The 21,884-nt window shown below is 47.7% G+C and carries 24 protein-coding genes; 15 read left to right on the top strand and 9 right to left on the bottom strand.

All coding sequences use genetic code 11. The features are described 5' to 3' along the window. Positions 1 to 52 precede the first annotated feature (52 nt). The 6 genes from IKG78_RS01135 (at position 53) to argS (ending at position 5,781) form a co-directional block, all read left to right on the top strand. Entirely contained in the window at positions 53 to 1,564 is a 1,512-nt protein-coding gene (locus IKG78_RS01135) for an SPFH domain-containing protein (protein ID WP_290938275.1), read from the top strand. Positions 1,565 to 1,601: 37 nt separating this feature from the next. Beyond that, positions 1,602 to 2,192, top strand: a complete 591-nt coding sequence (locus IKG78_RS01130; RefSeq protein ID WP_290938273.1) for a hypothetical protein — start codon at positions 1,602 to 1,604, stop codon at positions 2,190 to 2,192. A 342-nt stretch (positions 2,193 to 2,534) separates the two neighbouring features. Beyond that, the gene (locus IKG78_RS01125) at positions 2,535 to 3,125 is read left to right on the top strand and encodes a hypothetical protein (RefSeq protein ID WP_290938271.1); all 591 of its coding nucleotides are present in this window, start codon (positions 2,535 to 2,537) and stop codon (positions 3,123 to 3,125) included. Positions 3,126 to 3,229: 104 nt separating this feature from the next. Then, on the top strand, positions 3,230 to 3,679 hold the full coding sequence (locus IKG78_RS01120; protein WP_290938269.1) for a LytR C-terminal domain-containing protein: 450 nt from the start codon (positions 3,230 to 3,232) through the stop codon (positions 3,677 to 3,679). After that, positions 3,663 to 4,082: a ribosome silencing factor gene (gene rsfS / locus IKG78_RS01115; protein WP_290938266.1), complete on the top strand. Its 420-nt coding sequence runs from the start codon at positions 3,663 to 3,665 to the stop codon at positions 4,080 to 4,082. Before IKG78_RS01120 ends, rsfS begins: the two co-directional genes overlap by 17 nt. Then, entirely contained in the window at positions 4,069 to 5,781 is a 1,713-nt protein-coding gene (gene argS / locus IKG78_RS01110; protein ID WP_290938264.1) for an arginine--tRNA ligase, read from the top strand. The genes rsfS and argS overlap by 14 nt, the downstream gene beginning before the upstream one ends. 223 nt (positions 5,782 to 6,004) lie before the next feature. Here the strand turns inward: argS and IKG78_RS01105 are convergent, their stop codons facing one another. Then, positions 6,005 to 7,126 carry a fibrobacter succinogenes major paralogous domain-containing protein gene (locus tag IKG78_RS01105; protein ID WP_366074502.1) on the bottom strand — a complete coding sequence of 374 codons (1,122 nt, stop codon included), beginning with the start codon at positions 7,124 to 7,126 and terminating at the stop codon, positions 6,005 to 6,007. Positions 7,127 to 7,243: 117 nt separating this feature from the next. Between IKG78_RS01105 and purU the strand changes: the two genes are divergently transcribed. Genes purU through IKG78_RS01080 form a run of 5 tightly spaced genes read left to right on the top strand, consistent with a single transcriptional unit; the run spans position 7,244 to position 11,410 of the window. Next, positions 7,244 to 8,083 carry a formyltetrahydrofolate deformylase gene (gene purU, locus IKG78_RS01100; RefSeq protein WP_290938260.1) on the top strand — a complete coding sequence of 280 codons (840 nt, stop codon included), beginning with the start codon at positions 7,244 to 7,246 and terminating at the stop codon, positions 8,081 to 8,083. Between the two features lie 12 nt (positions 8,084 to 8,095). Beyond that, entirely contained in the window at positions 8,096 to 8,731 is a 636-nt protein-coding gene (locus IKG78_RS01095) for a hypothetical protein (RefSeq protein ID WP_290938258.1), read from the top strand. 9 nt (positions 8,732 to 8,740) lie between these two features. After that, on the top strand, positions 8,741 to 9,412 hold the full coding sequence (pyrE, locus tag IKG78_RS01090) for an orotate phosphoribosyltransferase (protein ID WP_290938257.1): 672 nt from the start codon (positions 8,741 to 8,743) through the stop codon (positions 9,410 to 9,412). A 49-nt stretch (positions 9,413 to 9,461) separates the two neighbouring features. Then, entirely contained in the window at positions 9,462 to 10,157 is a 696-nt protein-coding gene (locus IKG78_RS01085; RefSeq protein ID WP_290938255.1) for a hypothetical protein, read from the top strand. Then, positions 10,154 to 11,410 (top strand): hypothetical protein, encoded by a 1,257-nt coding sequence (locus IKG78_RS01080; RefSeq protein ID WP_290938253.1) that lies wholly within the window; start codon positions 10,154 to 10,156, stop codon positions 11,408 to 11,410. Before IKG78_RS01085 ends, IKG78_RS01080 begins: the two co-directional genes overlap by 4 nt. A gap of 14 nt (positions 11,411 to 11,424) precedes the next feature. Here the strand turns inward: IKG78_RS01080 and IKG78_RS01075 are convergent, their stop codons facing one another. From IKG78_RS01075 to queF, 5 genes are all read right to left on the bottom strand, one after another. Next, positions 11,425 to 12,177, bottom strand: coding sequence for a glycosyltransferase family 2 protein (locus IKG78_RS01075; RefSeq protein WP_290938251.1), 753 nt, complete (start codon positions 12,175 to 12,177; stop codon positions 11,425 to 11,427). A 20-nt stretch (positions 12,178 to 12,197) separates the two neighbouring features. Further along, entirely contained in the window at positions 12,198 to 13,292 is a 1,095-nt protein-coding gene (locus IKG78_RS01070; RefSeq protein WP_290938249.1) for an NAD-dependent epimerase/dehydratase family protein, read from the bottom strand. Beyond that, entirely contained in the window at positions 13,292 to 13,720 is a 429-nt protein-coding gene (locus IKG78_RS01065; RefSeq protein WP_290938247.1) for a hypothetical protein, read from the bottom strand. Before IKG78_RS01065 ends, IKG78_RS01070 begins: the two co-directional genes overlap by 1 nt. 147 nt (positions 13,721 to 13,867) lie before the next feature. Then, positions 13,868 to 14,578, bottom strand: coding sequence for a queuosine precursor transporter (locus tag IKG78_RS01060; protein ID WP_290938245.1), 711 nt, complete (start codon positions 14,576 to 14,578; stop codon positions 13,868 to 13,870). Positions 14,579 to 14,821: 243 nt separating this feature from the next. Continuing rightward, a complete protein-coding gene (gene queF, locus IKG78_RS01055; RefSeq protein WP_290938243.1) occupies positions 14,822 to 15,298 on the bottom strand; it encodes a preQ(1) synthase in 477 nt (158 codons plus the stop codon). Between the two features lie 182 nt (positions 15,299 to 15,480). On the opposite strand from queF, the gene IKG78_RS01050 reads away from it, so the two are divergent. Next, positions 15,481 to 16,851: an anaerobic C4-dicarboxylate transporter gene (locus tag IKG78_RS01050; RefSeq protein ID WP_290938241.1), complete on the top strand. Its 1,371-nt coding sequence runs from the start codon at positions 15,481 to 15,483 to the stop codon at positions 16,849 to 16,851. Between the two features lie 155 nt (positions 16,852 to 17,006). Here the strand turns inward: IKG78_RS01050 and IKG78_RS01045 are convergent, their stop codons facing one another. Then, positions 17,007 to 17,381, bottom strand: coding sequence for a hypothetical protein (locus IKG78_RS01045; protein ID WP_290938239.1), 375 nt, complete (start codon positions 17,379 to 17,381; stop codon positions 17,007 to 17,009). 242 nt (positions 17,382 to 17,623) lie between these two features. Here IKG78_RS01045 and IKG78_RS01040 point away from each other — a divergent pair, with 242 nt between their 5' ends. Beyond that, positions 17,624 to 19,909 (top strand): endo-1,4-beta-xylanase, encoded by a 2,286-nt coding sequence (locus tag IKG78_RS01040; RefSeq protein WP_290938237.1) that lies wholly within the window; start codon positions 17,624 to 17,626, stop codon positions 19,907 to 19,909. A gap of 24 nt (positions 19,910 to 19,933) precedes the next feature. Here IKG78_RS01040 and IKG78_RS01035 read toward each other — a convergent pair whose 3' ends face one another. Beyond that, complete coding sequence (locus IKG78_RS01035; protein WP_290938235.1) at positions 19,934 to 20,236, bottom strand: type II toxin-antitoxin system YafQ family toxin; 303 nt, start codon at positions 20,234 to 20,236, stop codon at positions 19,934 to 19,936. Further along, positions 20,233 to 20,508 (bottom strand): type II toxin-antitoxin system RelB/DinJ family antitoxin, encoded by a 276-nt coding sequence (locus IKG78_RS01030; protein ID WP_072826768.1) that lies wholly within the window; start codon positions 20,506 to 20,508, stop codon positions 20,233 to 20,235. The genes IKG78_RS01035 and IKG78_RS01030 overlap by 4 nt, the downstream gene beginning before the upstream one ends. A 757-nt stretch (positions 20,509 to 21,265) precedes the next feature. Here IKG78_RS01030 and IKG78_RS01025 point away from each other — a divergent pair. Beyond that, the gene (locus tag IKG78_RS01025; protein ID WP_290938233.1) at positions 21,266 to 21,490 is read left to right on the top strand and encodes a DUF4258 domain-containing protein; all 225 of its coding nucleotides are present in this window, start codon (positions 21,266 to 21,268) and stop codon (positions 21,488 to 21,490) included. A 3-nt stretch (positions 21,491 to 21,493) separates the two neighbouring features. Continuing rightward, a complete protein-coding gene (locus tag IKG78_RS01020) occupies positions 21,494 to 21,817 on the top strand; it encodes a hypothetical protein (RefSeq protein WP_290938231.1) in 324 nt (107 codons plus the stop codon). Positions 21,818 to 21,884 lie beyond the last annotated feature (67 nt).

The raw sequence follows: 21,884 nt of genomic DNA, 5'->3' as shown, positions 1-21,884 counted from the left end.
AAAAAAATATTGCCGTGAGCGATAACAGTAAATTTATTATAGAGGTTATTCCATGCCTATTGACATTATGTACGTTGCAATTGGCCTTGCAGTACTTTTATTCATCTGCATCTTCACAATGTCCTACATCAAAGCGGCTCCAGACGAAGCCATCATCGTTTCCGGTATTCGCAAAGAATCCAAAGTGATTATCGGTCGCGCCGGTTTCAGAATCCCGTTCTTTGAACGTGCCGACCATCTTTCATTGCAATTGATTCAGATTGACGTGAAAACAGGTAGCCCAGTCCCAACGAAAGATTACATCAACGTTTCTGTCGATGCCGTTGTGACCGCCAAGATTTCGGACAATCCAGAACGTCTCAAATCTTCTGCACAGAACTTCTTGAACAAAAAGCCAGAAGACATTCGCGCCATGATCGTCGATATTCTCGAAGGTAACATGCGTGAAATCGTAGGTCGCATGCAATTGGTCGATCTCGTGGGCGACCGCAAGCAAGTCTCTGAACTCGTGCTCGAAAACGCTATTCCGGACTTGGAAAAGCTCGGTATCGTGGTGCAGACGTTCAACATCCAGAATTTCGAAGATGCAAACGGCGTAATAGAAAATCTTGGTGTCGATAAGACATCTGCCATCCGCAAGGCAGCCGCCATCTCTAAGGCAAATGCCGAAAGAGACATCAGCGTTGCTCAATCGCAAGCCAAGAAAGAAGCTAACGATGCCGCCGTTGCCGCAGAACTTGAAATCGCCCAGAAGCAAAACGACTTGGCCGTGAAGAAAGCTAACCTGCAAAAGATTTCCGATACCGAAAAGGCTATTGCAGATGCCGCTTACGAAATCCAGAAGCAGACGCAGCAAAAGGAAATCAACGTGGCACAGGCCGAGGCCGAAGTCGCGAAGCAAGAAAAGGAAATCGAAATTCGCGAACGCATGGTCATGGTGACAGAAAAGGAACTCAAGGCCCAAATCGAAAAGAAAGCCGAAGCGGACCGCCAAGCACAAATCCAGCGCTCCGAAGCAGAACTTTTCCAACAGCAAAAAGACGCTGAAGCCATCCGCTATAAGGAAGAACAGCGCGCCAAGGCAATCAAGCAGATTGCAGAAGCCGAAAAGGAAAAGGCTTTCGCCGAAGCTGAAGCCACGAAGGCAAAAGCCTTAGCTGAAGCCGAAGCCACAAAGGCTAAGGGTCTCGCCGAAGCTGAAGCCATCAAGGCTCAAGGTCTTGCCGAAGCCGAAGCGCTCAATAAGAAGGCCGAAGCCATGAAGCTTTACGGCGACGCAGCCCGTCAGGAAATGCAGCTCAAGACGATCGAAAAGTACTTCGAGCAGATGCCGCAGATTGCAGCAGCCATCGCAAAACCGATGGAAAAGATCGGAAACATCACCATGTACGGCGAAGGCAATACGGCTAAGCTCACCGGCGACATCACCAAGACGCTTACACAAGTCACGAACGGTCTCACGGATTCGCTCGGCATCGATCTCCGCACGGTTCTCGGCTCCATGTTCGGAGCAAAGCTCGCTGGAGTCACGAAAGACAATTCAAGCGAAAAGAAGGATAATTAGGTATTAGGTTATAGGCTTTAGGTAATAGGTGAGTATCATGCGATTTCTGATACTGACATTTGCTCTTGCTACATTTGCTTTCGCGGGTTCTCCTGCGAAAGCGGATTCTGCTGCATTTTCGGATTCGGCCATCGCAGCACCGGAAGTACAGGAGCAAGAAACAGAAATCGATACCATTTATGTCATTCACGATAGCGGTATTCCCTGGAACCGTGAGCATTTTGACCCGGAACGCTTGATACGGCACGACACTTTCGACCCGGCTTTGAAAGTCGCTTATACTTATTCGGTGAGTTTCATCGGCGGTTCGCTCGGTTCGTTTGCACAGCAAAGTTTCATGGCCCATTTTGCATACGAGTTTACGCCGAATCTGCATTTGTACGCAAATGTCGGTCTTTGGATGCCGCTATATTCCAACATACGCTTCGGAACGCCCATCGCAAGGGAAGACGTGAAACAAGGAAACGTGGGCATTCTCATCCCGGATATCACTTTAGAATACAAGCCAAATGACAATGTGACCTTTAGAGTCATGTACGTCAACGAACACGATGCATTCAGAGCCTACGGCCCGCACCGTTTCTTCTATGACGACTGCCCTTGGCGAAACCCGTTTTATTGCAGATAAAATCCGCCTATAAATATTCTGCGCCCTTTTTTAGTGCAAGTTAGTGCAAGCTTTCTCGCTACTCTCGCCTTGCGTACTTTTGATGTCTTCGACATCCGTGGCTTCACTCGGTCATGTGCGCCTGCAAGCAGTCGCCCGCTACTCTCGCCTTGCGTACTTTTGATGTCTTCGACATCCGTGGCTTCACTCGGTCATGTGCGCCTGCAAGCAGTCGCCCGCGACACTCGTTTTGCACACTTTTGACGCCTTCGGCGTCAGTGGCTACGGCTCGGTAATAAAATCGTGCAAGCACGATTTTGCTACTCTCGCCTTGCACACTTTTGTATATTCATTGGCATGAATATGAAATACATTATTTTATCTGCCCTTAGCATAACAATGCTAGCCTTTGCGGACGCTCCCGCAAATATAGAATCTGCCGTAACCGCTTCCCAAATCGTCTCCGAAGCCACGGCTCCCGCAAACACCGCCGACGATAACGTTTACGTTATTCAAGACAACGGTATTCCATGGAACCGCGAACATTTCGATTCCGACCGACTGGTGCGTCACGACACATTCGACCCCGCACTGAAAGTTGCGTACAGCTATTCTCTTAATTTCGTAGCAGGGAGCTTCGGATCGTTCGCAAATCAGAGCTTTATGGCTCATTTTGCCTACGAATTTACGCCGAACCTGCACTTGTACGCAAACGTCGGCCTTGGGATGCCGCTTTTCGCCAATATTAATAACGGCTCCCGTATCGCAAGAGAAGACTTACGTCAAGGCAACGTCAGCGTGTTGATTCCAGACATTTCGCTTGAATACAAACCCAGCGAAAATACGTATGTAAGACTTTCTTACGTCAACGAAAGAGACGCGTTCAAAGCTTACGGTCCTCGCCATTTCTTCCACAACGAATGCCCTAGTCGCAGTTCCATACTCTGCCAGTAAGCACATCTATTCTACATTGTTACCCCAGACTGGTTTGACTCACCATCCTTGAGCCGAACCATTCCGGGGTCTTTTTTATTTTTTGCTAAATTTTATAGCAAAGAATGTTCCACAACTATTCTAAAGCTTTCCGCCTAAACTTTGCCGTAGGAGTTTCTTCGGCTGTTTTTGCCGCATTCCTCTTTGCAGGTTGCGAAGAAGAAAAGCCTGCCCCCGTCAAACGCGAAGTTCGCCGTATCAAAGGCGAAGTCGAAGTGCTGAACAGTTGCAGCATGAAGGGTGCTGCCGTCAAAATGCGTTCTTTTTTACGCGAGAACGGATTTGATGTTGTTCATATCGACAACGAACGCCTTCAAAATTACGACGAGACCATCATTGTTCTCCGAAACCCGGAATGGGAAGGGGCTCAAGTTCTCGCCGCCACGCTCAAGACGAAAAACGTTTTAGTGCTATTGAATAAAAATGCCACGGTCGATGCCGTCGTGCATACCGGAAGAGATTTTCAACAAATAATAGAACCCGATCAGGGAGTACAAAATGACAGCAACAAATAACCAAGATCTTTCAGAAACCGTTAAGCTTGGTGCAGGTATCCTTTTTGAACTTCGCGCCCAAAACGTGCAGCTCATCGACCTCCGTGGAATCAAGAATGAAGCGGATTACTTCCTCATCGCCACTTGCGAAAGCGAAGCCCAGATGCAGGCGATTTTGAACGAACTCACCAAAGAGTTCAAGGCTCGCAAGCTCCACTATATCGGTGTGGAATACAAAGAAGGCGTACGCTGGGCCATCTTCGATGCAGGTCTTGACCTGATGGTTCACCTGTTCGAAGAAGAAAAGAGAAGCGAAATCTCCTTTGAACGCCTCTATGCTGATGGCAAGATTTCGGACCTCGACGAAAATGACTTTATCCGCGAAAACGCCAAGAAGTCTGGAGATGACAATGAACTCATTTAATGCAGAAATCGCAAAGGCACTTGCAGCAACTGGAGCTTTTGACGAAGAAGCCGCATTGAAACTTATTTCCGTGCCGCCTGATACAAGTCACGGCAACTACACAATTCCTTGCTTTTCGCTTGCCAAGACGCTCCGCAAAGCACCGAAGCTCATTGCCGAAGATTTAGCCTCCAAGGTTCAGCTCCCGGCAGGCCTTTCTAAAGTTGAAGCCGTAAACGGCTACCTCAACTTCTTTATTGACCGTGGTTTCCTCGCCAAATCGACTCTCGACGAAATCGCCGCAAAGGGCCTCACATACGGTCACGCCGCATCGAACGGCAAGGTTGTCTGCATCGACTACAGCTCCCCGAACATCGGTAAGGAACTCGCCTTCCATCATCTGCGCTCTACGATGATTGGTAACTCGCTCGCCCGCATTTACAAGGCCGCCGGTTACAAGGTTGAACGCATCAACCACCTCGGTGACTGGGGCACAGCATTCGGTAAGCTCATCGTGATGTACCTCCGCGAAAAGCTCCCGACCGACGAAGCCACTTTGGACGCACTCACTGTGAAGGAACTCAACATCCTTTACGCAAGCTTCTCCAAAGCAAGCAAAGAAGAACCCGGTCTCGAAGATGAAGCACGCGCCGCATTTACGAAGCTTGAACAAGGTGACGAATTCTACCGCAAGCTGTGGACCGCATTCCGCGCCGCAACGCTCAAGGAACTCATGCGCATTTACGACATGATGGGCGTTGGCTTTGATCACTACACCGGCGAATCCTTCTTTGAAGACAAGATTCCGGCAGTGCTCGACAAACTCCGCGAAAAGAACTTGTTGGTAAACAGCCAAGAACGCGACGTGGTGATGCTCGACGAATTCGACTTGAATCCGTGCCTTATCCGCAAGAGCGATGGTTCCACGTTGTACGCAACTCGCGACCTCGCCGCCGCCATTTACCGCAAGAAGGAATACAACTTCGACAAGTGCCTTTACGTGGTTGATTTAGGACAAGCGCTCCACTTCAAGCAAGTGTTCCACGTTTTGAAGAAGATGGGCCGCGAATGGTACAAGGACATGTACCACATTCCGTTCGGCGTGATCCTCCAGATGGTCGATGGCAAGTGGGAAAAGGGCAAGACCCGTACCGGTACGGCAAGCCTCCTCCGCGACGTGATCGAAGCCGCCCAGAAGAAGATTCTCGAATTCATCGACGAAAAGAATCCGAACCTCGAAAACAAGGAACTCATCGCACGCCAGATCGGCATCAGCGCGCTCACCTTCAACGACCTCAAGAACAGCCGCTTGAAGGATGTCCGCTTTGACTGGGATGCCGTGATGAGCTTCGAAGGCGATACAGGTCCGTACGTGCAGAACGCTCATGTGCGTCTTTGCAGCATCATGCGCAAGGCCGGCTACACGGTGAACGTTGCCGACGTGGATTACGCCCAGCTGACCGATGACGCCGCTTACAGCCTCATCAACATTCTCGCAAAGAAGGGCGAAAAGATTCTCGCCGCCGTCAAGGACGATGAGCCGAGCGTGCTTGCGCAATACGCACTCGAAATTGCCGAAGCCGCACACAAGTTCATCCACGAAGACCGCGTGCTCGGATCCGCTGAAGAAAAGTCCAGACTCTTCCTCGTGCAATCCACGCAGATTGTGCTCGAAAACGTGCTCGATTTGCTCGGCCTCTTCCCCATCCGCCAGATGTAGCAGCGCGCTTCGCGCAGTAGGAAGTAGGAAGTAAGAAGTAGACAGTTAGACAAATGCGTAGGTCGAGTGTCGCGACAAAACTTGTTTTGGCATGACCGAGACCAGCATTTGGTACTTGAGCAAAGCGAAAGTACTAGTAGACAGTAAAAAAAAACGAGAGCTTGAAAGCTCTCGTTTTTTTTTGCGTTCGGAATACTTCCTACCGACTACTTCCTACTGTCTACTAATTTCCGTTAATGCATCTCACGGAATAGCCGTTGTTCTTTGCGGTTGCGGGAACAAGCTGGCGGACCATCTGGTCACTCATGCGGCCCATCGCCCACAGCCAGATCGTTTCGTTACGACCGTTCTGGGCGCTCCAGAAACCTGCATATTCGCCCATTTCTTCGTAGCGAACCGTGGTTTTGCCAAGAAGTTTGCGATAACCCGAGGAGAATACCGTAAAGCCATATTCATCGGTACCGCCACCACCCTGCCAACCAGTCGTAGCCTTCATCTTGGAAGCGAAGCTACCACACTTGTCAACGCCATCGAAGCAACCCGTGAGCCCCTTGAGCATGTCGGACCATTCGCGGTCACGCGGTAAATGCCAGCCTTCCGGGCAAGCCTTGCGGGCGCCTTCCAAATCGTACAAACGGCCACTGCGGGCACAGTAGGAATCCTTGTCTTCGTAGCACCAAGAATGCCCTTCGACATTGTAATTCACGTTCTGAGCAAACCATTCACGGCCTTCCACCTTGATGATGCGGTAAACTTGTCCGTCACGCGGGTCCGTAAACGACGTAGATTTATCGCGAATTTCGGCACGATGTTCTTGTTCGGCCTTGCGGAGTTCCGAGAGCTGTTCACGTTTGAACTTCTGGCGGCCTTCATAATCGGCAACCCAAGCCTTCTGCGCCATCGGATTTGTAAACTTTATACGTAAATCATGGACATTGAACAAATCATTGCCGCAAGCTAAATCGACACCGGCAATATAGATGATAAGCTCATCATTTCCAAAACGACGAGGTTTGTCGAAATACGAAACCCAAGCTTCCATCGTATTACGACAGTTTTCATAGAAACCCGGATCTTCAATCATTTTCACCGGAACCGTCATGTTACCAGCAACGGAGAAATCGAATTTTCCGTCAACCACGCGGAATGAAACCGGTTGGACGTTTTTGTAGTGGGTGTATTCGCCAAAGCGAATGTCTCCCTCAATTTTGGCTGCGGAATACTCGCCCTGACCCTCCGCATTAAAAATAGCATCCCACGCTTTAGGCGGTGCAGCAAAAGACTGTGCAAGAGAAGCGACAAGCACAGAGCATATCCCCAATTTGAATAATTTCATTCTCTCCATTGGACAATCCTCTTTTAATTAATTCCTAATAATATTGTAATGTTAGTTATTTTTTATCTATAAGATTACAAAATTATTGGTAATGAGACCTAATTTTTTTAATATTATAGCATGTCTATGACTCGTTATATTCTCCAGATTCATTGTCCCGACCAAAAAGGGCTTATTGCCGGCACCACACAAGTACTTGCGAAAGCCGGTGCCAATATTATTGACCTCCAGCAGCACACTGCAAAAGATATCGAAACATTTTTCTTGCGTGCCGTTTTCGACATCGAAGCGGATGGCATTCCCGAAGTCAAAAGACACCTCGAAACCATCGGTCCGCACCTCCAGCTGAACTGGAAGTTGTTCGATACGACCAAGACTGAACGCGTCGCCATTTTCGTTTCCAAAACGGACCACTGCCTTTACGATTTACTTTTGAAGCGTCGCGACGGCGACCTCCCCTGCGAGTTTAGTTGCATTGTCGGAAACCACCCGGACTTAGGCCCTGTCGGCGGAACCTTCGGCGTACCGTTCTACTATGTGCCGTCCAACCCCGACAAGAGCATTCCGGAAAATCGCTTCCGTGAAATCATCAAAGAAACTAACACGGACACCATCGTCCTCGCGCGTTACATGCAAATTCTTAGCGAAGCATTTACTGAAGAATTCAAGTACCGCATCATCAACATCCACCACGGATTCCTGCCAGCATTCAAGGGAGCGAAGCCTTACCACCAGGCATGGCACAAGGGCGTGAAGATTATTGGAGCAACAGCTCACTTCGCGACAGAAGACCTCGACCAAGGGCCGATCATTTGTCAGGACATCCAGCGCGTGCCCGAAACAGCAAGCATTGATGAACTTGTAGAATTAGGCAAGGATATCGAAAAACGCACTTTGTCCGCAGCCCTCAAACTGTGGCTTGAGCATCGCGTATTCGTCTATGCAGGCAGAACTTTCATTCTCTAGGAGAGACCACCTATGTCAGAAGAAATTAAAAACGAAGCCCCCGCTCAAGATCCGACCACAATAGTGGACAACAATGTAGGCAAAGAAGCCGTCAACGAAACAAAGATTGAAGCGCCTACTGAAGTCGCACCGGCAGCGGTAGAAGACTCTTCTTCACAAGGGGAACTTATCAACCCGATGACAGGTGAAGTCATTCGACCGGCAAAGCCCAAGGATGAAGTTTCCGCCTCGCCGTACAAGAAGTTCAAGCCTGAAACGTTCGTGAACCCAATGACAGGCGAAGAAGAACAGACGACCATCGGTTCTCAAGTGATCATCAAAAAAGACCGCGGACTGGCCTACTACGTCGGCTTTGCGCTGCTCGTCGTTCTAAGCTTCGCGTTCTTCTTTATGCCGGGGATTGCGATAACATTTGCAGTGAGCCGCATTGCAGCCTTGAACACGACGGCCGCATGGGTCTTTAGCGCCATCTTGAGCTTTGTCGTATGGCTCTTGTTCAAGATGAAAATCAAAGGTTTCGAAAAATCTTTCCACTGGTATTTAGTGCTTTGCGTTGTATGCTTGGTCGCCATGTTCGCGATCCAGTTCGCCACTGATTACAACGTAATCTCAGAAGTTATATCGCTCCTCGCAGGAGCAAAAGGTTAGGAGTTTTCAATGAACAACACAGATACTTTTGTACACTTTCTCGTAGAATCAGGTGCTCTCAAATTTGGCGACTTCATTACCAAGAGCGGTCGTCAAACGCCTTACTTTATCAACACTGGAGAGTTCCGCACAGGAGCGTCGCTTTCAAAGCTTGCTGAATTTTACGCTTCTGCATTCATGGTTCATTTCGATGGCAAGGCCCAGAACCTCTACGGTCCGGCATACAAAGGCATTCCTCTTTGTGCAGCAACCGCCATGAAGCTCTCGGACCTTTACGCCCAGAACCTCACATTTACATACAACAGAAAAGAAGTCAAGGATCATGGCGAAGGCGGCTCTCTCGTCGGTTACAAGTATGCCGAAAAGACGAACGTCGTCATCATCGAAGACGTGATTACCGCAGGCACCAGCGTGAACGAAACGATGCAGGCACTTTCACAGATTGAAAACGCAAACGTCGTGGGCCTCCTCATTTCCGTGGATCGCAAGGAAAAGCTTGAAAACGGCAAGTCCGCTTTGCAAACCGTTCAAGACGAATACGGCATCGAAGCGCACTCCATCGTAAACATCAACGACATCATCGCGTTCCTCGAAAAAGAAGAAAACCGCAAGGCCATTAACGCTCCCGAAGGAATCCTCGACCGCGTTTATGCATACCGCGAAAAATGGGGTGCCGTTTAAACCGACCTTCAAAACGGCATAAACTTTTCTGCGAAATCACCGAGAACAAATGACGTTCAAGAAGTCCATACTATCCTTTGGATTTGCATTTTGCATGCTCACCGGGTGTGCAGACTCATATCATTGGACAGCAAGTCACCCTTTATACCATAAGGCTCCTTATGGCGGTATAACGGTGACGGGCGTCGAGAACGCATTTGTCATTTCGCGTTCATCATGGTTTGCCAAGCGTCTCGAAATCGACAAAGATAGCGTACAAATTAAAGGAACGCAACATTGCCGAAAAATATTCGAGGACGAATTGCGCAAGGGCTACGGAAAACTGACCGTACTCTCGGATTCAGCAATCACCAAATTCCCCGAAGAAAGCCTAAAGCTTGACGAACGCATTTTCATCAAAGGACACATTCCGGAACAAGGCGTAACCCTCAAGGACGCCTCAGGCAACGAGCCTTCCATGGTCCTCATTTTGCACGAGTTCATCATCGGAACGGATTTGAAGCGAGAAGACTTCTTTGACTATGCGCTGATTCACAACGAAAGCGGCAGCATCCGCAAGCCAGAAAACGTCAGTGCGATTTTTTCCTATACGCTTTGGGATAACATAAAGCAACGTCCGCTATTCAGTGCCGTTGACGAAATCCAGCAGCCCATTACAACATATAAACTCGCAAACTTAACAAATCTTATCCAAATTGCAGTCCAAAAAATCCGCAAGAATCTTATCGCAGGAGTTGGCAAATGAAAAAACTCCTCACCGTTTTAATATTCCTTGCAGCATGGGCAAGCGCTTCTGAAGTTTACTTCGATTCCCGCTTCACGCTTTGGAAAGACGCGACGATCTTGATTTGGGCTTTGAACGGAGATTCCCCCATCAACGCTTCGGAATTCTGCCTTTCGCTCCGTCGCAACAATACGGGCATTGGCGACCCCAAGTGCCGTGAACTAGGCGAATGGGAACGCGACACCATAGCCACACGTTACGGATCTTGGCTTTCGAACAATCTCGAAAAAGGATTGCAGTCTAGCTACTTGCGAGCAAGGCACCCCGGCATGGCCGCAAAAATACAAGCGCTAGAAGACAATATCGTTCTCTTTATCGCCCCCCAAGGCAAAAATTTCCAAATTGCCATCTTTGACGAAACATCACAGGAACCCCAAGCAGCAGGCATCGTAAGAGCGAATAACGACAAGATCGCTCTCAGCGACGACATCGCATCAACCTTTTTCGACAAACGCACCAAGCGCCGCCTCACAAAAGAAGAACGTCTCAAGCAGAGAACGGAACCCGACGACTTGTACAAAGAAGTTCCCAATTTAAAAATCTGGGCAGGGATGGGCATTGGATACTCCCAAGCGCATTTCCCATTCACGCCGGACAACTGGACCAAAAACCACACCAGAAGCCGAGTCCGCAACTACCGCATTACTAAAGATTCTGTAAGCCTCTGGAACTTTATCGACGATGCAGACCCCTACCTTTCTATTTATGCAGGCCTCACGTGGCACGGTTTTATCGGCGTGGAATTCATGTACCGCTATTCCAACCGCGATATGAAAACAGACAACTCCGATACCATTTATCGTGAGCTCGACCATTGGGAATTTGGGCAGCACGATATCGGGCTCAATGTGCTTTTCTCCATGACATACCCTGTCACGCCTTGGCTAGACATTACGCCACTCGCATTTATCGGATTCCAATACACGTTCTATAACGAAGACATTGGACTCAAAAGCGATGTCAAAAAGCCGTCGCGAGCCTATCAATACCGTATAAAATTCGAAGATGTCTATAAAGGAGCTCTGCTCGGAATCGGCGGGCAGTTCGTCTTCAAAAAACATTACGGAGTTGATTTACGTGCAGGGCTTTCAAGCCGCGGTCGAGACCTTTACGAGGCACCATCGCCGGACGCAGGTGCCGCACCCACGACAATCGGAAGAACGACCATCGATTGTTTCGTAAGCCTAGGCTTTGAATACCATTGGACGATTTAGTTCGGTATTAGGAATTACCTTTTTTTCTTTCTTCGCCAAATTTGCCGCAAGACACGCACGCCGTATGTGACTACGTTCAAATTCGACTTTTCGCCATCGTAGCACGTAGGAATCGGCAATTCCGCTATGGCAAAATTTTGAGAATCCGCCAATGAAATCAGCTCCAAGTCAATATCGAACGACGAACTGAGGCGGCTCAAATTTACCGTTTCCAAGAACCGGGAAGAATAAACGATAAAGCCGCTGTGACGATCCGTAAGCTTTACACGAAACGCTTTATCTTCAAGTTTAGTCAAAGCTCGCCCGCCTAAACGTTTGTAAAGAGGCATGCCACCACGTTTTGCATTCCCAGCAACAGCGAGGCGCGAACCTTGCAGCACATCCAGGTTACGGTTTTCCATTTCTTCAAAAAACTCGCCCAATTTTTCGGCAGGGTATTGCCCATCACCGTGCAGACAAGCGATAAACGCAGCTCCAGATGCAAGACCCTTTTCAATCCCTTTTTTGACAACGGCTCCGTAACCTTTGTTTTTTTCAAACTTCAAATATTCAAAACGATTCTTGAGACAATCTTCACCTTCCGATGTATTTAAATAATCGGATTCAATAAACTTTTGATAAGCGACCGCCGTACCGTCACGCGAACCATCATCAATGACAAGTACGTGAGCACGCGACAAAACGGATTCGTCGATTTTAGAAAGAACTTCGCAAAGTTTTCTTTCTACGTTATATGCAGGAACAAAGATGAAGTAGTCGTTGGTCATAAGTGGCTAGTAAGCAGTGGTTAGTGGTTAGGAAATCCGTAATGCATAACAAACCATGTGAGGGATTCTCGCAGAACCACGTCAATCGGAGTTTGGGCTTTGAAACCGAGCAAGCGTTCCGCTTTTTCCACTGAAGGCAAACGGCGCATGGAATCGTCATACCCCTTGCCGTAATATTCTACGCCAGAGATTTTTTCCGGTTCAGGAATTGATTCAAGAGATACGCCCTTGATTTCAGCAAAGATTTTCCGCATTTTGTGAGCAAGTTCGGCTATCGTAATTTCGTTATCAGGATTCCCGACATTGAACGCTTGGGAGAAAGGCAACTTACTGACCTCCGTTGCAGCACCCAAAGCAGCAGACACACGGCCCATTTTTCCGGTTTCGAAAAGCGCGAACAAGAATTCAATAGCATCGAATACACTCGTAAAACTACGCTTTGCCGTTCCACCATTCACTAGCTTGAGCGGTTCACCGCGAACAAGTGCAGACGAGAAATTCGCAAGCACACGCGGAATGCCGGAACCATCGACCCCCGGCATAAAGTCCATGTACGGCCCGACAAAGTTGAACGGTCGCACCACGGTCCACTTCAAATTCTTGAGTCCCGCGATATAGCGTTCCGTGAGGAGTTTCGCAGTCGCATAGCTCCAGCGGCTCGCCGACACAGGCCCAAACGTCAGTTCAGTTTCGTCTTCGACGAGCAAACCGGAATCGGCTGACGTACGGCCATAGACTTCAGACGTTGAAAAATGAATCAACCACGAGCCCGACTTGGCACAAGCTTCAGCCAACGATGCTGGATGGTCGTAATTGCTGCGGATAACTTCGGAAGCTTCCGCCATGTAGCGGCTCGGCGTACAAATTGCAGCCAAGTTCACCACAACCGGATACTTCGCAATGCGTTCAACGACACTTTTATCGGCTAAGTCAGCAACCATGAACTCGCAACGCTCGTTGCTAAGCCTATGCTGGATTCGGTAAAAATCCAAGTCAACGCCAAAAACACGCCACTGCGTGCGCGTCAAAATAGCATCAAGAAGATGACAACCAATAAAACCACCGCAGCCGACAATGGCTACGGTGATGCTAGAATCGTTGAACAGGGGATTCATTATTCCTTGACAATGAAGAGTTCGGAGTTGTTCCCCTTATTCTGCTTATTGTACGGAGCAACGCGAATAATACCAGTCAAGGTCGGTTCAACACCACGCTTAGCGTCAAGCTTAACCTTCACTTCGTTACAAGTCTTGCCATCTATTACAGCGTCATAAGCTTCTTCGAGCAAATCAACGCCCATGTCAGAAGCATTTTTCTTAAACACAATCTTATAACCATTGTCTTCGATATCTGTTCCGAAAACAACCGTAATTTCTTGGCCAATCTTAAATTGTTCACTAATAGTCGGATAAACAACCTTGACGCCTCCCGTCACGGAGCAATCATAACGGCTATTTGCCCCCGTCGGAGAATCATCGTCATCACCACCACAAGCGAAGAATGCAAGGGAGCTGGCCAAAAGCAATGCATGAGAAAACTTCATAAAATCCTCTTTTCAAATTTTAAGTTTAACGTTTTATAATATACAAATTTAAGAGATAAAAAGTTTTGCTCTTACCCCATAACCCATAGCCCAAAGACACATACCAACCGAGATAGCGTCCTTGACCAGTCCCATCCCACCGATACCCTATTCTTTCAACAATTCCGGGTGCTTTTCGGCAATACGGCGGGCTAGATAGACAAACGGAGTGTCCATGAGCGACGTCACGATGAAGATGCCGTAGCCAAACACGAGAATTTCACCAATGGTATTCCACGGGAAAACGCCCGCGAACGCAAGCAAGTTGAACACGACCACGTTAATCAACTGGCTTACAAGCGTAGAGCCGTTGTTGCGCAGCCACAAGTAACCTTTTTTGTCGCCGAACTTCTTTTCGGACCACTTCCAGACGGCATGGTAAGCCCACACATCGTACATTTCACAGACCGCGTATGCGAACAAACTCGCAAGCATCACACGCGGCGTATTCGAGAAAACGGTGCGGATCGGTTCAGCCATGGTGTCGCCCTCGGCGGGGATGTACAGAAACCAGCTTTGCGAAATGAGAATGAAAGTGACATTTGCAAGGATGCCGATTTTCACGCAGCGGCTTGCCTCCTTTTTGCCAAAGACCTCGCTCATGATGTCCGTTGCCAAAAACGATGATGCGAAAATGACGTTACCGAGCGTGGTGTCGAGCCCGAAGGCATGCACGAGAATAAGCACTTCAATGTTGGCTGCAATTGTGCAAATGACGGTCCAGGCGAAAATGCCCTGCTTGCCGAAGAAGCGGAAGAAAGCGACGAGTCCACCGAAGAACACGAAGATGGAAGCAATGAGGATGAGTTCGTTTTGCATTGTAGGGTTTAGGTTGTAGGTATTAGGGGTTAGGAGAAAGTAGACAGTTAGAAGTAGGCAGTAGACAGTGGTTAGTAAACAGGCTCGCAATGGAGTCATCCTGAATCCCTTTAGGGATGAAGGATCCAGTCAATTTCCGCCTGCGCTTTTCAAGACTTCACTGAATCCTTCACTGCGTTCAGGATGACAGCTTCGGCTTGGATCCTATCGGGTTCTACGAACCCTCCAGAATGACGTAGAACTCTATTTTCTACGATCTATAGCGGCAAACAGTCTGTTTTTGGCGATAGCTTCGAATTCGGTGCCCGGCTTGCCGTAGTTTGCAAACGGGTAAAGCGAAATGCCACCACGCGGCATGAAGATGCCCTCGACTTCGATGTACTTCGGGTCGAGCAACTTCACCAAATCCTTCATGATGATGTTCACGCAGTCTTCATGGAAATCCCCGTGGTTGCGGAACGAGAACATGTAAAGCTTGAGCGATTTGGATTCCACCAAATACTGGTCCGGAATGTAATTGATCTTGATTTCGGCAAAGTCCGGCTGACCCGTTTTCGGGCAAAGGCTCGTGAATTCCGGGCAGTTGAACGTGACCATGTAGTCGTTACCCGGATGCTTGTTCGGGAACTTTTCGAGCACTTCGGGGCTGTAGGTCGTCTTGTACTGCGTCTTGTTGTTGCCAAGCAGCGTAACGCCTTCGAGTTCAGCTTCTGAACGCATGTTGTCTCCTAGTTTTGGTTTATAGGCTCACGGACTTTTTCAAGAAAGCCGCGACCTAAGGTCAGGATGGTTTCGAACTGACCGATTCGAAAGCTAAGATAGAAATTTTCCACCCTGTTTCAAAATTATTTGATTCATACTTTCAATTTAAATGTATAATAGATAAAAAGACGGAGATTTTTATGGCACTCATGATTATTCAGCTTTTAATTGTGCTCCTCGCACTGTACGTGGGTTCACGTTACGGGAGCCTCGCCCTCGGCGCCATTTCGGGAATCGGCCTTGCCATTTTGGTACTCGGCTTTGGCATGAAACCCGGAAAGCCCCCTACAGATGTCATTTACATCATTATCGCGGCGGTAACATGCGCGGGCATCATGCAAGCTTCGGGCGGTATGGATTGGCTCATCCAGATTGCGGAAAAGCTGTTGCGCAAACACCCGAACCACATCACGATTCTTGCACCGCTTTGCACATTTTTCTTAACGGTGCTTGTTGGCACGGGTCACGTGGTCTATACGCTGATGCCCATCATCTGCGACATTTCTCTCAAGAAAGGAATACGCCCCGAACGTCCTTGTGCTGTAGCCTCGGTCGCTTCACAAGTTGGCATTACGTGTTCACCGATTGCCGCAGCAGTCGCTTCGTTTGTCATCATTTCGAACAAGAACGGATTTGGCATCAACAACCTGCAAGTCATTGCAATCACGATTCCTGCATGTTTGTGCGGACTCATGGCCGCTGCGGCAGTTTCATACAAACGCGGTCTCGATCTTGACAAAGACCCCGCTTTCCAAGCTCGCCTCAAAGACCCGCAAATGAAAGAGTATATGTACGGAAGCACCGCCTCCGTTTTGGACAAAGAAGTTTCCAAGGACGCAAAACGTGCCGTCTATATTTTCCTTGCTGCACTCGCCGTCATCGTCCTGTTTTCCATTTTCCAAATTACCGGTCACGACATCCGTCCGCAGTTCCCGACAGGCAAAGTAATCAACGGTATCGCAGAGATAAAGCCGCTCGCCATGAACATCATCATCCAAATCGTGATGATTTCTGCGGCTGCGTTTATGATTATCTGTTGCAAAGCAAACCCCAAAAAAGCCGTAGCAGGCGCAGTTTGGCAAAGCGGCATGGTCGCCGTCGTTGCCATTTACGGAATCGCCTGGCTTGCCGATACGTATTTTGCAAACTACATGGACGTGATGCAGGGAGGCCTCAAGGACATTGTACAGCATTATCCGTGGGCCATCGCGATTGCGTTCTTCGCCGTAAGCGTACTCATCAACTCGCAAGGAGCTGTCGTCGCTGCGATGCTCCCGCTTGCCTATAGCCTAGGCATCGAAGGCCCAGTGCTTCTAGGAGTACTCCCGAGCGTTTACGGATACTTCTTTATCCCGAATTACCCCTCCGATATCGCGACCGTGAACTTCGACCGTTCAGGTACGACCGTCATCGGCAAGTATTTGCTGAACCACAGTTTTATGCGCCCCGGTTTGGTGAGCGTTATTGTTTCGACGATTGTGGGCTCGCTAATCGTGAAAATATTCTATTAAAAAGTCGAAATTCAAACTATAATAAACGTAATAAGAATAGTCTCAAATAAGAAACTGGTGCCGGCACACTTCGACGTAGCTCAGTGCATCGCAGTAGCCGGCATAACAGACCTTAATAGGGAAATTTTAATGTCGTTTACTATAATAAGTTCAAACTAGTAAGCGAGTGCGTTCAACCAATAGCAAACCGCAGTGACAGCAGCAAGTAAAAATTTAACAAGTAGCTCTTTCTTGTTTTTCGTCGAAAAACTGGCAATGCAATTCAGAGTCAAATAAACAGCAACGACTATGCCAACGATTTTAGTGATGTTGTGAGAAAGCCAAGGGGAAATAATATGGCCAAGTTGCAAAAGAAGAATCGCAAAGAAAACCTGCAACAGCAAAGTGATTACAAAAATAGCACGGCCTTTGGCAGTGGCAAGCTTGAACATTCCCCCTGAAACCAAAGCCTTTAGCGGAGACTTGAAGAGCATCGCAATACTCATTACAACAACGAGCAGAAGTAGAACGGCACCGATGATTGCAGTCATAATTTTCTCCTGATAAGTTTATTGTTCATCCAAAAGCCTTCAAAAGCAAAATGGATTACTTTAAATATAAATCCAAAAAAGTAAAATCACACAAGTCTGTTAAATTAACCAATCAAAATTTCGCAACTAGGCAACCATAGATGTTTTGTCAATGATATTAATCGCTCCCATGAGCAATATCCGCATATTATCGAATAGATTTATTATTGCGTGCTGTAGCCTAAAAAAAATAAGGGGTCGCAATGAGTATGTTTTCAAAAATATTTAAGGCCTTGACATTTGTCCTTGCGTCATCAACTTTTTCGTTTGCGGCCTTGGCCGACAGCGCGTCCAAGTTCCTCGGCAACATTCCCGTTTTTGGCGAAATCCCCGAAGATTTTGGCACCTACTGGAACCAGATTACTGCCGAGAACGGGTGCGTTTGGGGCTATGTCGAAAAAACACGTGGTGAGTACGACTGGACGGGTTGCGACCTCGCCTATAACTGGGCAAGAAAGAACAAGGCTATTTTCTCGTTTCACACCCTGTTGTGGGGTTCCCAAAAGCCGCAGTGGTTGGGAAAGACTCTCGACGCTAGCGAAACAAAAAAAGCTTGGACTGATTGGATTGATGCGGTTAAAGAACGTTATCCCGACCTCGAAATGATTGAAGTGGTAAACGAAGCCGTCAAAATCAACAACAACAACTATCACTCTGGATATACCAACAGCAATCTGGTTGAAGCCCTTGGCGGCGATAGCGGAAACTACGAATTCGTGGTCACGGCATTCAAAATGGCACGTGAACGCTGGCCCAAAGCCATCCTAATTTACAATGACTACAATACAATCCAATGGAATAAGGAGCAAGCCATAGACCTTGTTAAGAAAATCAAGGCCCAGGGTGCGCCAATTGATGCCTTTGGAATGCAGTTTCACGAAACAACCACACAAGGGAGCGGCAAACGCAAGTGCTTGCATTTCTCCGTCCTCAAACGCGCACTTAACGATGCACACGAACAAACGGGCCTACCCATATACATTACACAATACGATGTCGGAGACAAGGACGATAATCTTCAGAAAAAGTGCTACATAGAGCATATTCCGCTCTTGATGGAAACAGAATACGTGAAGGGCATTACCCTTTGGGGCTACATTTACGGCAAAACTTGGTTGGAGGAGGGTAATTCCGGCCTTATTAAAAACGGCGTTGACCGCCCGGCAATGACTTGGCTCAAGGAATATTTCAAGGATTCGAGAGTTCGTCGCTATATGCTAGGCCTTGCCAACGGTGCAGAAAAACGTCTAGGTAATGTCATTGTCGATGGTCAATCCATTCCCGAAGATTATGAGGACTACTGGAATGAAATTACTACGGACAACGCGTGTACATGGATTGCCGTCGAAAAGGAACGCGGCAATTACGATTTTTCAAAATGCGATGCCGTTCATCAGTGGACTGTTTTAAATCGATGGGATACTCGCATGCCCTTCAAGTTCCGCAATCTGCTGAAAGGGACGCATTTGCCACATTGGCTGAATGGGCTCGACGTGAACGAAACCAAGGAAGCCATTACGGCTTGGTTTGACGCCGTTGCCAAGCATTATCCCGAAATTTACCAGATTGAAGTTGTCGATGGAGCCGTCCGTAATAGCACAGGTCACTATCATTCCGGATTTGAAGCCTACAACAACGTAATTGAGGCTCTCGGCGGCGACGATGGCGACTACAAGTTTGTGGCCACGGCCTTCAATATGGCTCGTAAACGCTGGCCTTACGCTACATTGATTTACAACGATTATGACGAAATGCGTTGGGAAAACGATCCGACGGTTAATCTCATTCTGAAACTTCAAGAACAAAATGCGGCTATCGATGCATTTGGATTGCAGGCAGCAAACTGGATGATCCAAGGTTCAGGCCCTGAGATAAAGTGCATTGCCGGGAGTACAATACGGGACGGCATTCAAAAAATTTACGACAAGATAAAGATTCCCTTGTTCATTACAGAATACAGCATCGGTACGGATGATGACAACCTTCAGAAGGCTTGCTTTGCAGAACATATTCCCGTTTTCATGGAATCGGAATATGTTGCGGGAGTCACTCTCTGGGGCTACATTTACGGGGAAACGCCGCGGATGAGCCCCACAAATACAGGCCTCATCAAAAATGGAAATAATCGCCCCGCTATGGACTGGCTTGAACAATATTTCATTAAGCACTGGGCAGACAGCAAGAACATGTGGCCCCTGGGCATTCCGACACACCCGCTAGACTCGTTAGATTCAATCGCTTTGGAAAAACCGGAAGGCATTGGCGATAATGGCAGAAATTTCGGCAGCAAGCTTCGCCTAGAGCAGAACACGCTCCAGAATTACGACATATTTGATGTGCAAGGAGTACGCTTGGGAAGGCTTTCGGCATACGGCTTTGAAGATGCCGCCGCCAAGTTCAAGTCCGCCAATGCCGCGAAACCATCGGGAATCTATTTCTTGCGGAACCGCATCACAGGCAAGATGAAGAGCGTTAGAGTCGTGAGGTAGAAAGGCGAGTTTTTCATCCCACCCCTATTTCTTGTAAAGGTCGGAATGCGTTCCGGTATCTACTAACTCAAGAATCAGAATGTCATCTTCAATTTTGTAGATGAGCAAAAGATCCGGTAGAACATGGCATTCTCTGTGGCCAATCCAATTCCCTACTAATGCGTGATCCTTAAATCGTGCGTCAAGAGATTCACCTTTTTGCAACAAATTCACAACATCTCTGATTTTTCTAACGTTGTCCAAGTTTCTTTTGGCAATTAGTTTAAGATGTTTCTTGAAGCGGTTTGTAATCCGTAAATTATACTTGAACCCGTCTTTAGAACTCATACCTTTATATCCAACTCATCAAGCAATTCATCAAACGACGCATACGTCTTGGCGTTAGGATCGTGAGCGAGTTCTTCGCCTTCCTTTATTGCTTCGAGGAGTTCTTTGGACGGAGGTCTAGTAACAGCAAACGGCAAGCCGTGGTGCAAAATGGCCTGTTTCAGAAAAACGGTAAACGCCTGGGAAAGAGTCAGTCCCAAGTCATTGAAGAGTTCTGTTGCCTGAGCCTTAAGCTCTTTATCAATTCGAATATTTGTGACCACGGTGCTCATACTCCTAAATATACCACAAAAAGTTGCGTTTGTAAAGCGGTTGTAGTATTTATGTTGCAAGATCTGACCATCAATTGCGATTAGAACCGTGTAAGCAATCGGTGCCGTGTATGCGATGGGAAACGTATCTGCAAATAGAACTGTGTAATGATGCCACACGGATTGTGAAAAAACTAACGTTTTTTCTTTCTAGTAATTTAATGCTATCCATGTGGCAAATAATGAGAATAGAGGCATACGATAGATAAAGTGACTGCGATGGGTGCCGTGTAAGCTGGCCCCGGAACGGGGTCCGGGGTGACAATGTGATAGGTGCCGTAGCTGTGATTAAAACCGTATATACGATTTCAATCACCATGAAATGCCGTTAGGCATTTCGAATCCGTGTGGCAAAGATGCAGCATGCAGCGGTTAGGGGAAAGCAATCTGTGCAGTATCTGCGACTAGAACCGTGTAAGGCAACCCCCGGAATGGGGTTCACATCTTTCTCTGAACTGTTTTAACATCCGATGAATTCAGCCCGACTTATGGCGGGCTTTGTTTTTCAACTGATTATAATGATAAAACAGGAATGAGCCGTAGCGTGCAGGCAGTTGATTGCAAAATTTTACAGTAAAAAGCCAGTCCAAACGTCTCGTTAATGCGTGTATATATAATGGTAGGGAAAGTTTCTCTATCGCCATACGGGGGCGTTCCCGATTTATAGTCAAAACTCTAAATCGTATTGACAAAGTCAATACAATAGAGTATATTATGTATGAACATAAAAATAAGCGAACATGCAGCTAAAAGGATGGCGGAACGGAATATTCCCGAAGATGTTATCCGAAATGCTTTCGATGCCGAGGATTGGGAATCTTACGACGCGTCCGAAGTTGACGAATCCGCCATAATCGTGACAAAGACAATCAACGGGAAAAAATGGTGTTTCGTTTTTAACTGGGAAACGGAAACACTTATCACCTGCTATCCAAGGAGGTAACCAATGTACAAAGGACTTACCGAAAAAGAAATTAAAATCGCCAAGCACTACGAGAATATGACGGAAGCCGAAGCTGATGCGGAACATGAATGGGCGAAGACTAATGGCCTATCTTTTTCCGGCCCTGGAGCGATGTCCAAGGTCATAGCGGCAGCAAAGACCCGATCCGAGAACAAAGCCCGTATGGTGTCTATCCGCATGGACTGCGAGGACATCGAGGGCATCAAAGCCAAGGCTGCACGGATGGGGGTAAACTACCAGACACTCATCAAAACATTGGTCCACCGATACCTTAACGGCACTGTGACTTTCTCTGAACTGTTTTAACGTCCGATGAATTCAGCCCGCCTTATGGCGGGCTTTGTTTTTCAACTGATTATAATGATAAAACAGG

Source organism: Fibrobacter sp. (assembly GCF_017545445.1).
Classification (GTDB): Bacteria; Fibrobacterota; Fibrobacteria; order Fibrobacterales; family Fibrobacteraceae; genus Fibrobacter.
The sequence above is the reverse complement of the archived record's forward strand: the minus strand, read 5'-3'. Positions and strand labels throughout refer to the sequence as shown.

Bases quoted from the DNA above. Each gene is read 5' to 3' on its own strand.
- IKG78_RS01135 (WP_290938275.1), top strand. From the start codon at position 53: ATGCCTATTGACATTATGTACGTTGCAATTGGCCTTGCAGTACTTTTA.
- IKG78_RS01130 (WP_290938273.1), top strand. From the start codon at position 1,602: ATGCGATTTCTGATACTGACATTTGCTCTTGCTACATTTGCTTTCGCG.
- IKG78_RS01125 (WP_290938271.1), top strand. From the start codon at position 2,535: ATGAAATACATTATTTTATCTGCCCTTAGCATAACAATGCTAGCCTTT.
- IKG78_RS01120 (WP_290938269.1), top strand. From the start codon at position 3,230: ATGTTCCACAACTATTCTAAAGCTTTCCGCCTAAACTTTGCCGTAGGA.
- rsfS (WP_290938266.1), top strand. From the start codon at position 3,663: ATGACAGCAACAAATAACCAAGATCTTTCAGAAACCGTTAAGCTTGGT.
- argS (WP_290938264.1), top strand. From the start codon at position 4,069: ATGAACTCATTTAATGCAGAAATCGCAAAGGCACTTGCAGCAACTGGA.
- IKG78_RS01105 (WP_366074502.1), bottom strand. From the start codon at position 7,126: ATGGAGAGAATGAAATTATTCAAATTGGGGATATGCTCTGTGCTTGTC.
- purU (WP_290938260.1), top strand. From the start codon at position 7,244: ATGACTCGTTATATTCTCCAGATTCATTGTCCCGACCAAAAAGGGCTT.
- IKG78_RS01095 (WP_290938258.1), top strand. From the start codon at position 8,096: ATGTCAGAAGAAATTAAAAACGAAGCCCCCGCTCAAGATCCGACCACA.
- pyrE (WP_290938257.1), top strand. From the start codon at position 8,741: ATGAACAACACAGATACTTTTGTACACTTTCTCGTAGAATCAGGTGCT.
- IKG78_RS01085 (WP_290938255.1), top strand. From the start codon at position 9,462: ATGACGTTCAAGAAGTCCATACTATCCTTTGGATTTGCATTTTGCATG.
- IKG78_RS01080 (WP_290938253.1), top strand. From the start codon at position 10,154: ATGAAAAAACTCCTCACCGTTTTAATATTCCTTGCAGCATGGGCAAGC.
- IKG78_RS01075 (WP_290938251.1), bottom strand. From the start codon at position 12,177: ATGACCAACGACTACTTCATCTTTGTTCCTGCATATAACGTAGAAAGA.
- IKG78_RS01070 (WP_290938249.1), bottom strand. From the start codon at position 13,292: ATGAATCCCCTGTTCAACGATTCTAGCATCACCGTAGCCATTGTCGGC.
- IKG78_RS01065 (WP_290938247.1), bottom strand. From the start codon at position 13,720: ATGAAGTTTTCTCATGCATTGCTTTTGGCCAGCTCCCTTGCATTCTTC.
- IKG78_RS01060 (WP_290938245.1), bottom strand. From the start codon at position 14,578: ATGCAAAACGAACTCATCCTCATTGCTTCCATCTTCGTGTTCTTCGGT.
- queF (WP_290938243.1), bottom strand. From the start codon at position 15,298: ATGCGTTCAGAAGCTGAACTCGAAGGCGTTACGCTGCTTGGCAACAAC.
- IKG78_RS01050 (WP_290938241.1), top strand. From the start codon at position 15,481: ATGGCACTCATGATTATTCAGCTTTTAATTGTGCTCCTCGCACTGTAC.
- IKG78_RS01045 (WP_290938239.1), bottom strand. From the start codon at position 17,381: ATGACTGCAATCATCGGTGCCGTTCTACTTCTGCTCGTTGTTGTAATG.
- IKG78_RS01040 (WP_290938237.1), top strand. From the start codon at position 17,624: ATGAGTATGTTTTCAAAAATATTTAAGGCCTTGACATTTGTCCTTGCG.
- IKG78_RS01035 (WP_290938235.1), bottom strand. From the start codon at position 20,236: ATGAGTTCTAAAGACGGGTTCAAGTATAATTTACGGATTACAAACCGC.
- IKG78_RS01030 (WP_072826768.1), bottom strand. From the start codon at position 20,508: ATGAGCACCGTGGTCACAAATATTCGAATTGATAAAGAGCTTAAGGCT.
- IKG78_RS01025 (WP_290938233.1), top strand. From the start codon at position 21,266: ATGAACATAAAAATAAGCGAACATGCAGCTAAAAGGATGGCGGAACGG.
- IKG78_RS01020 (WP_290938231.1), top strand. From the start codon at position 21,494: ATGTACAAAGGACTTACCGAAAAAGAAATTAAAATCGCCAAGCACTAC.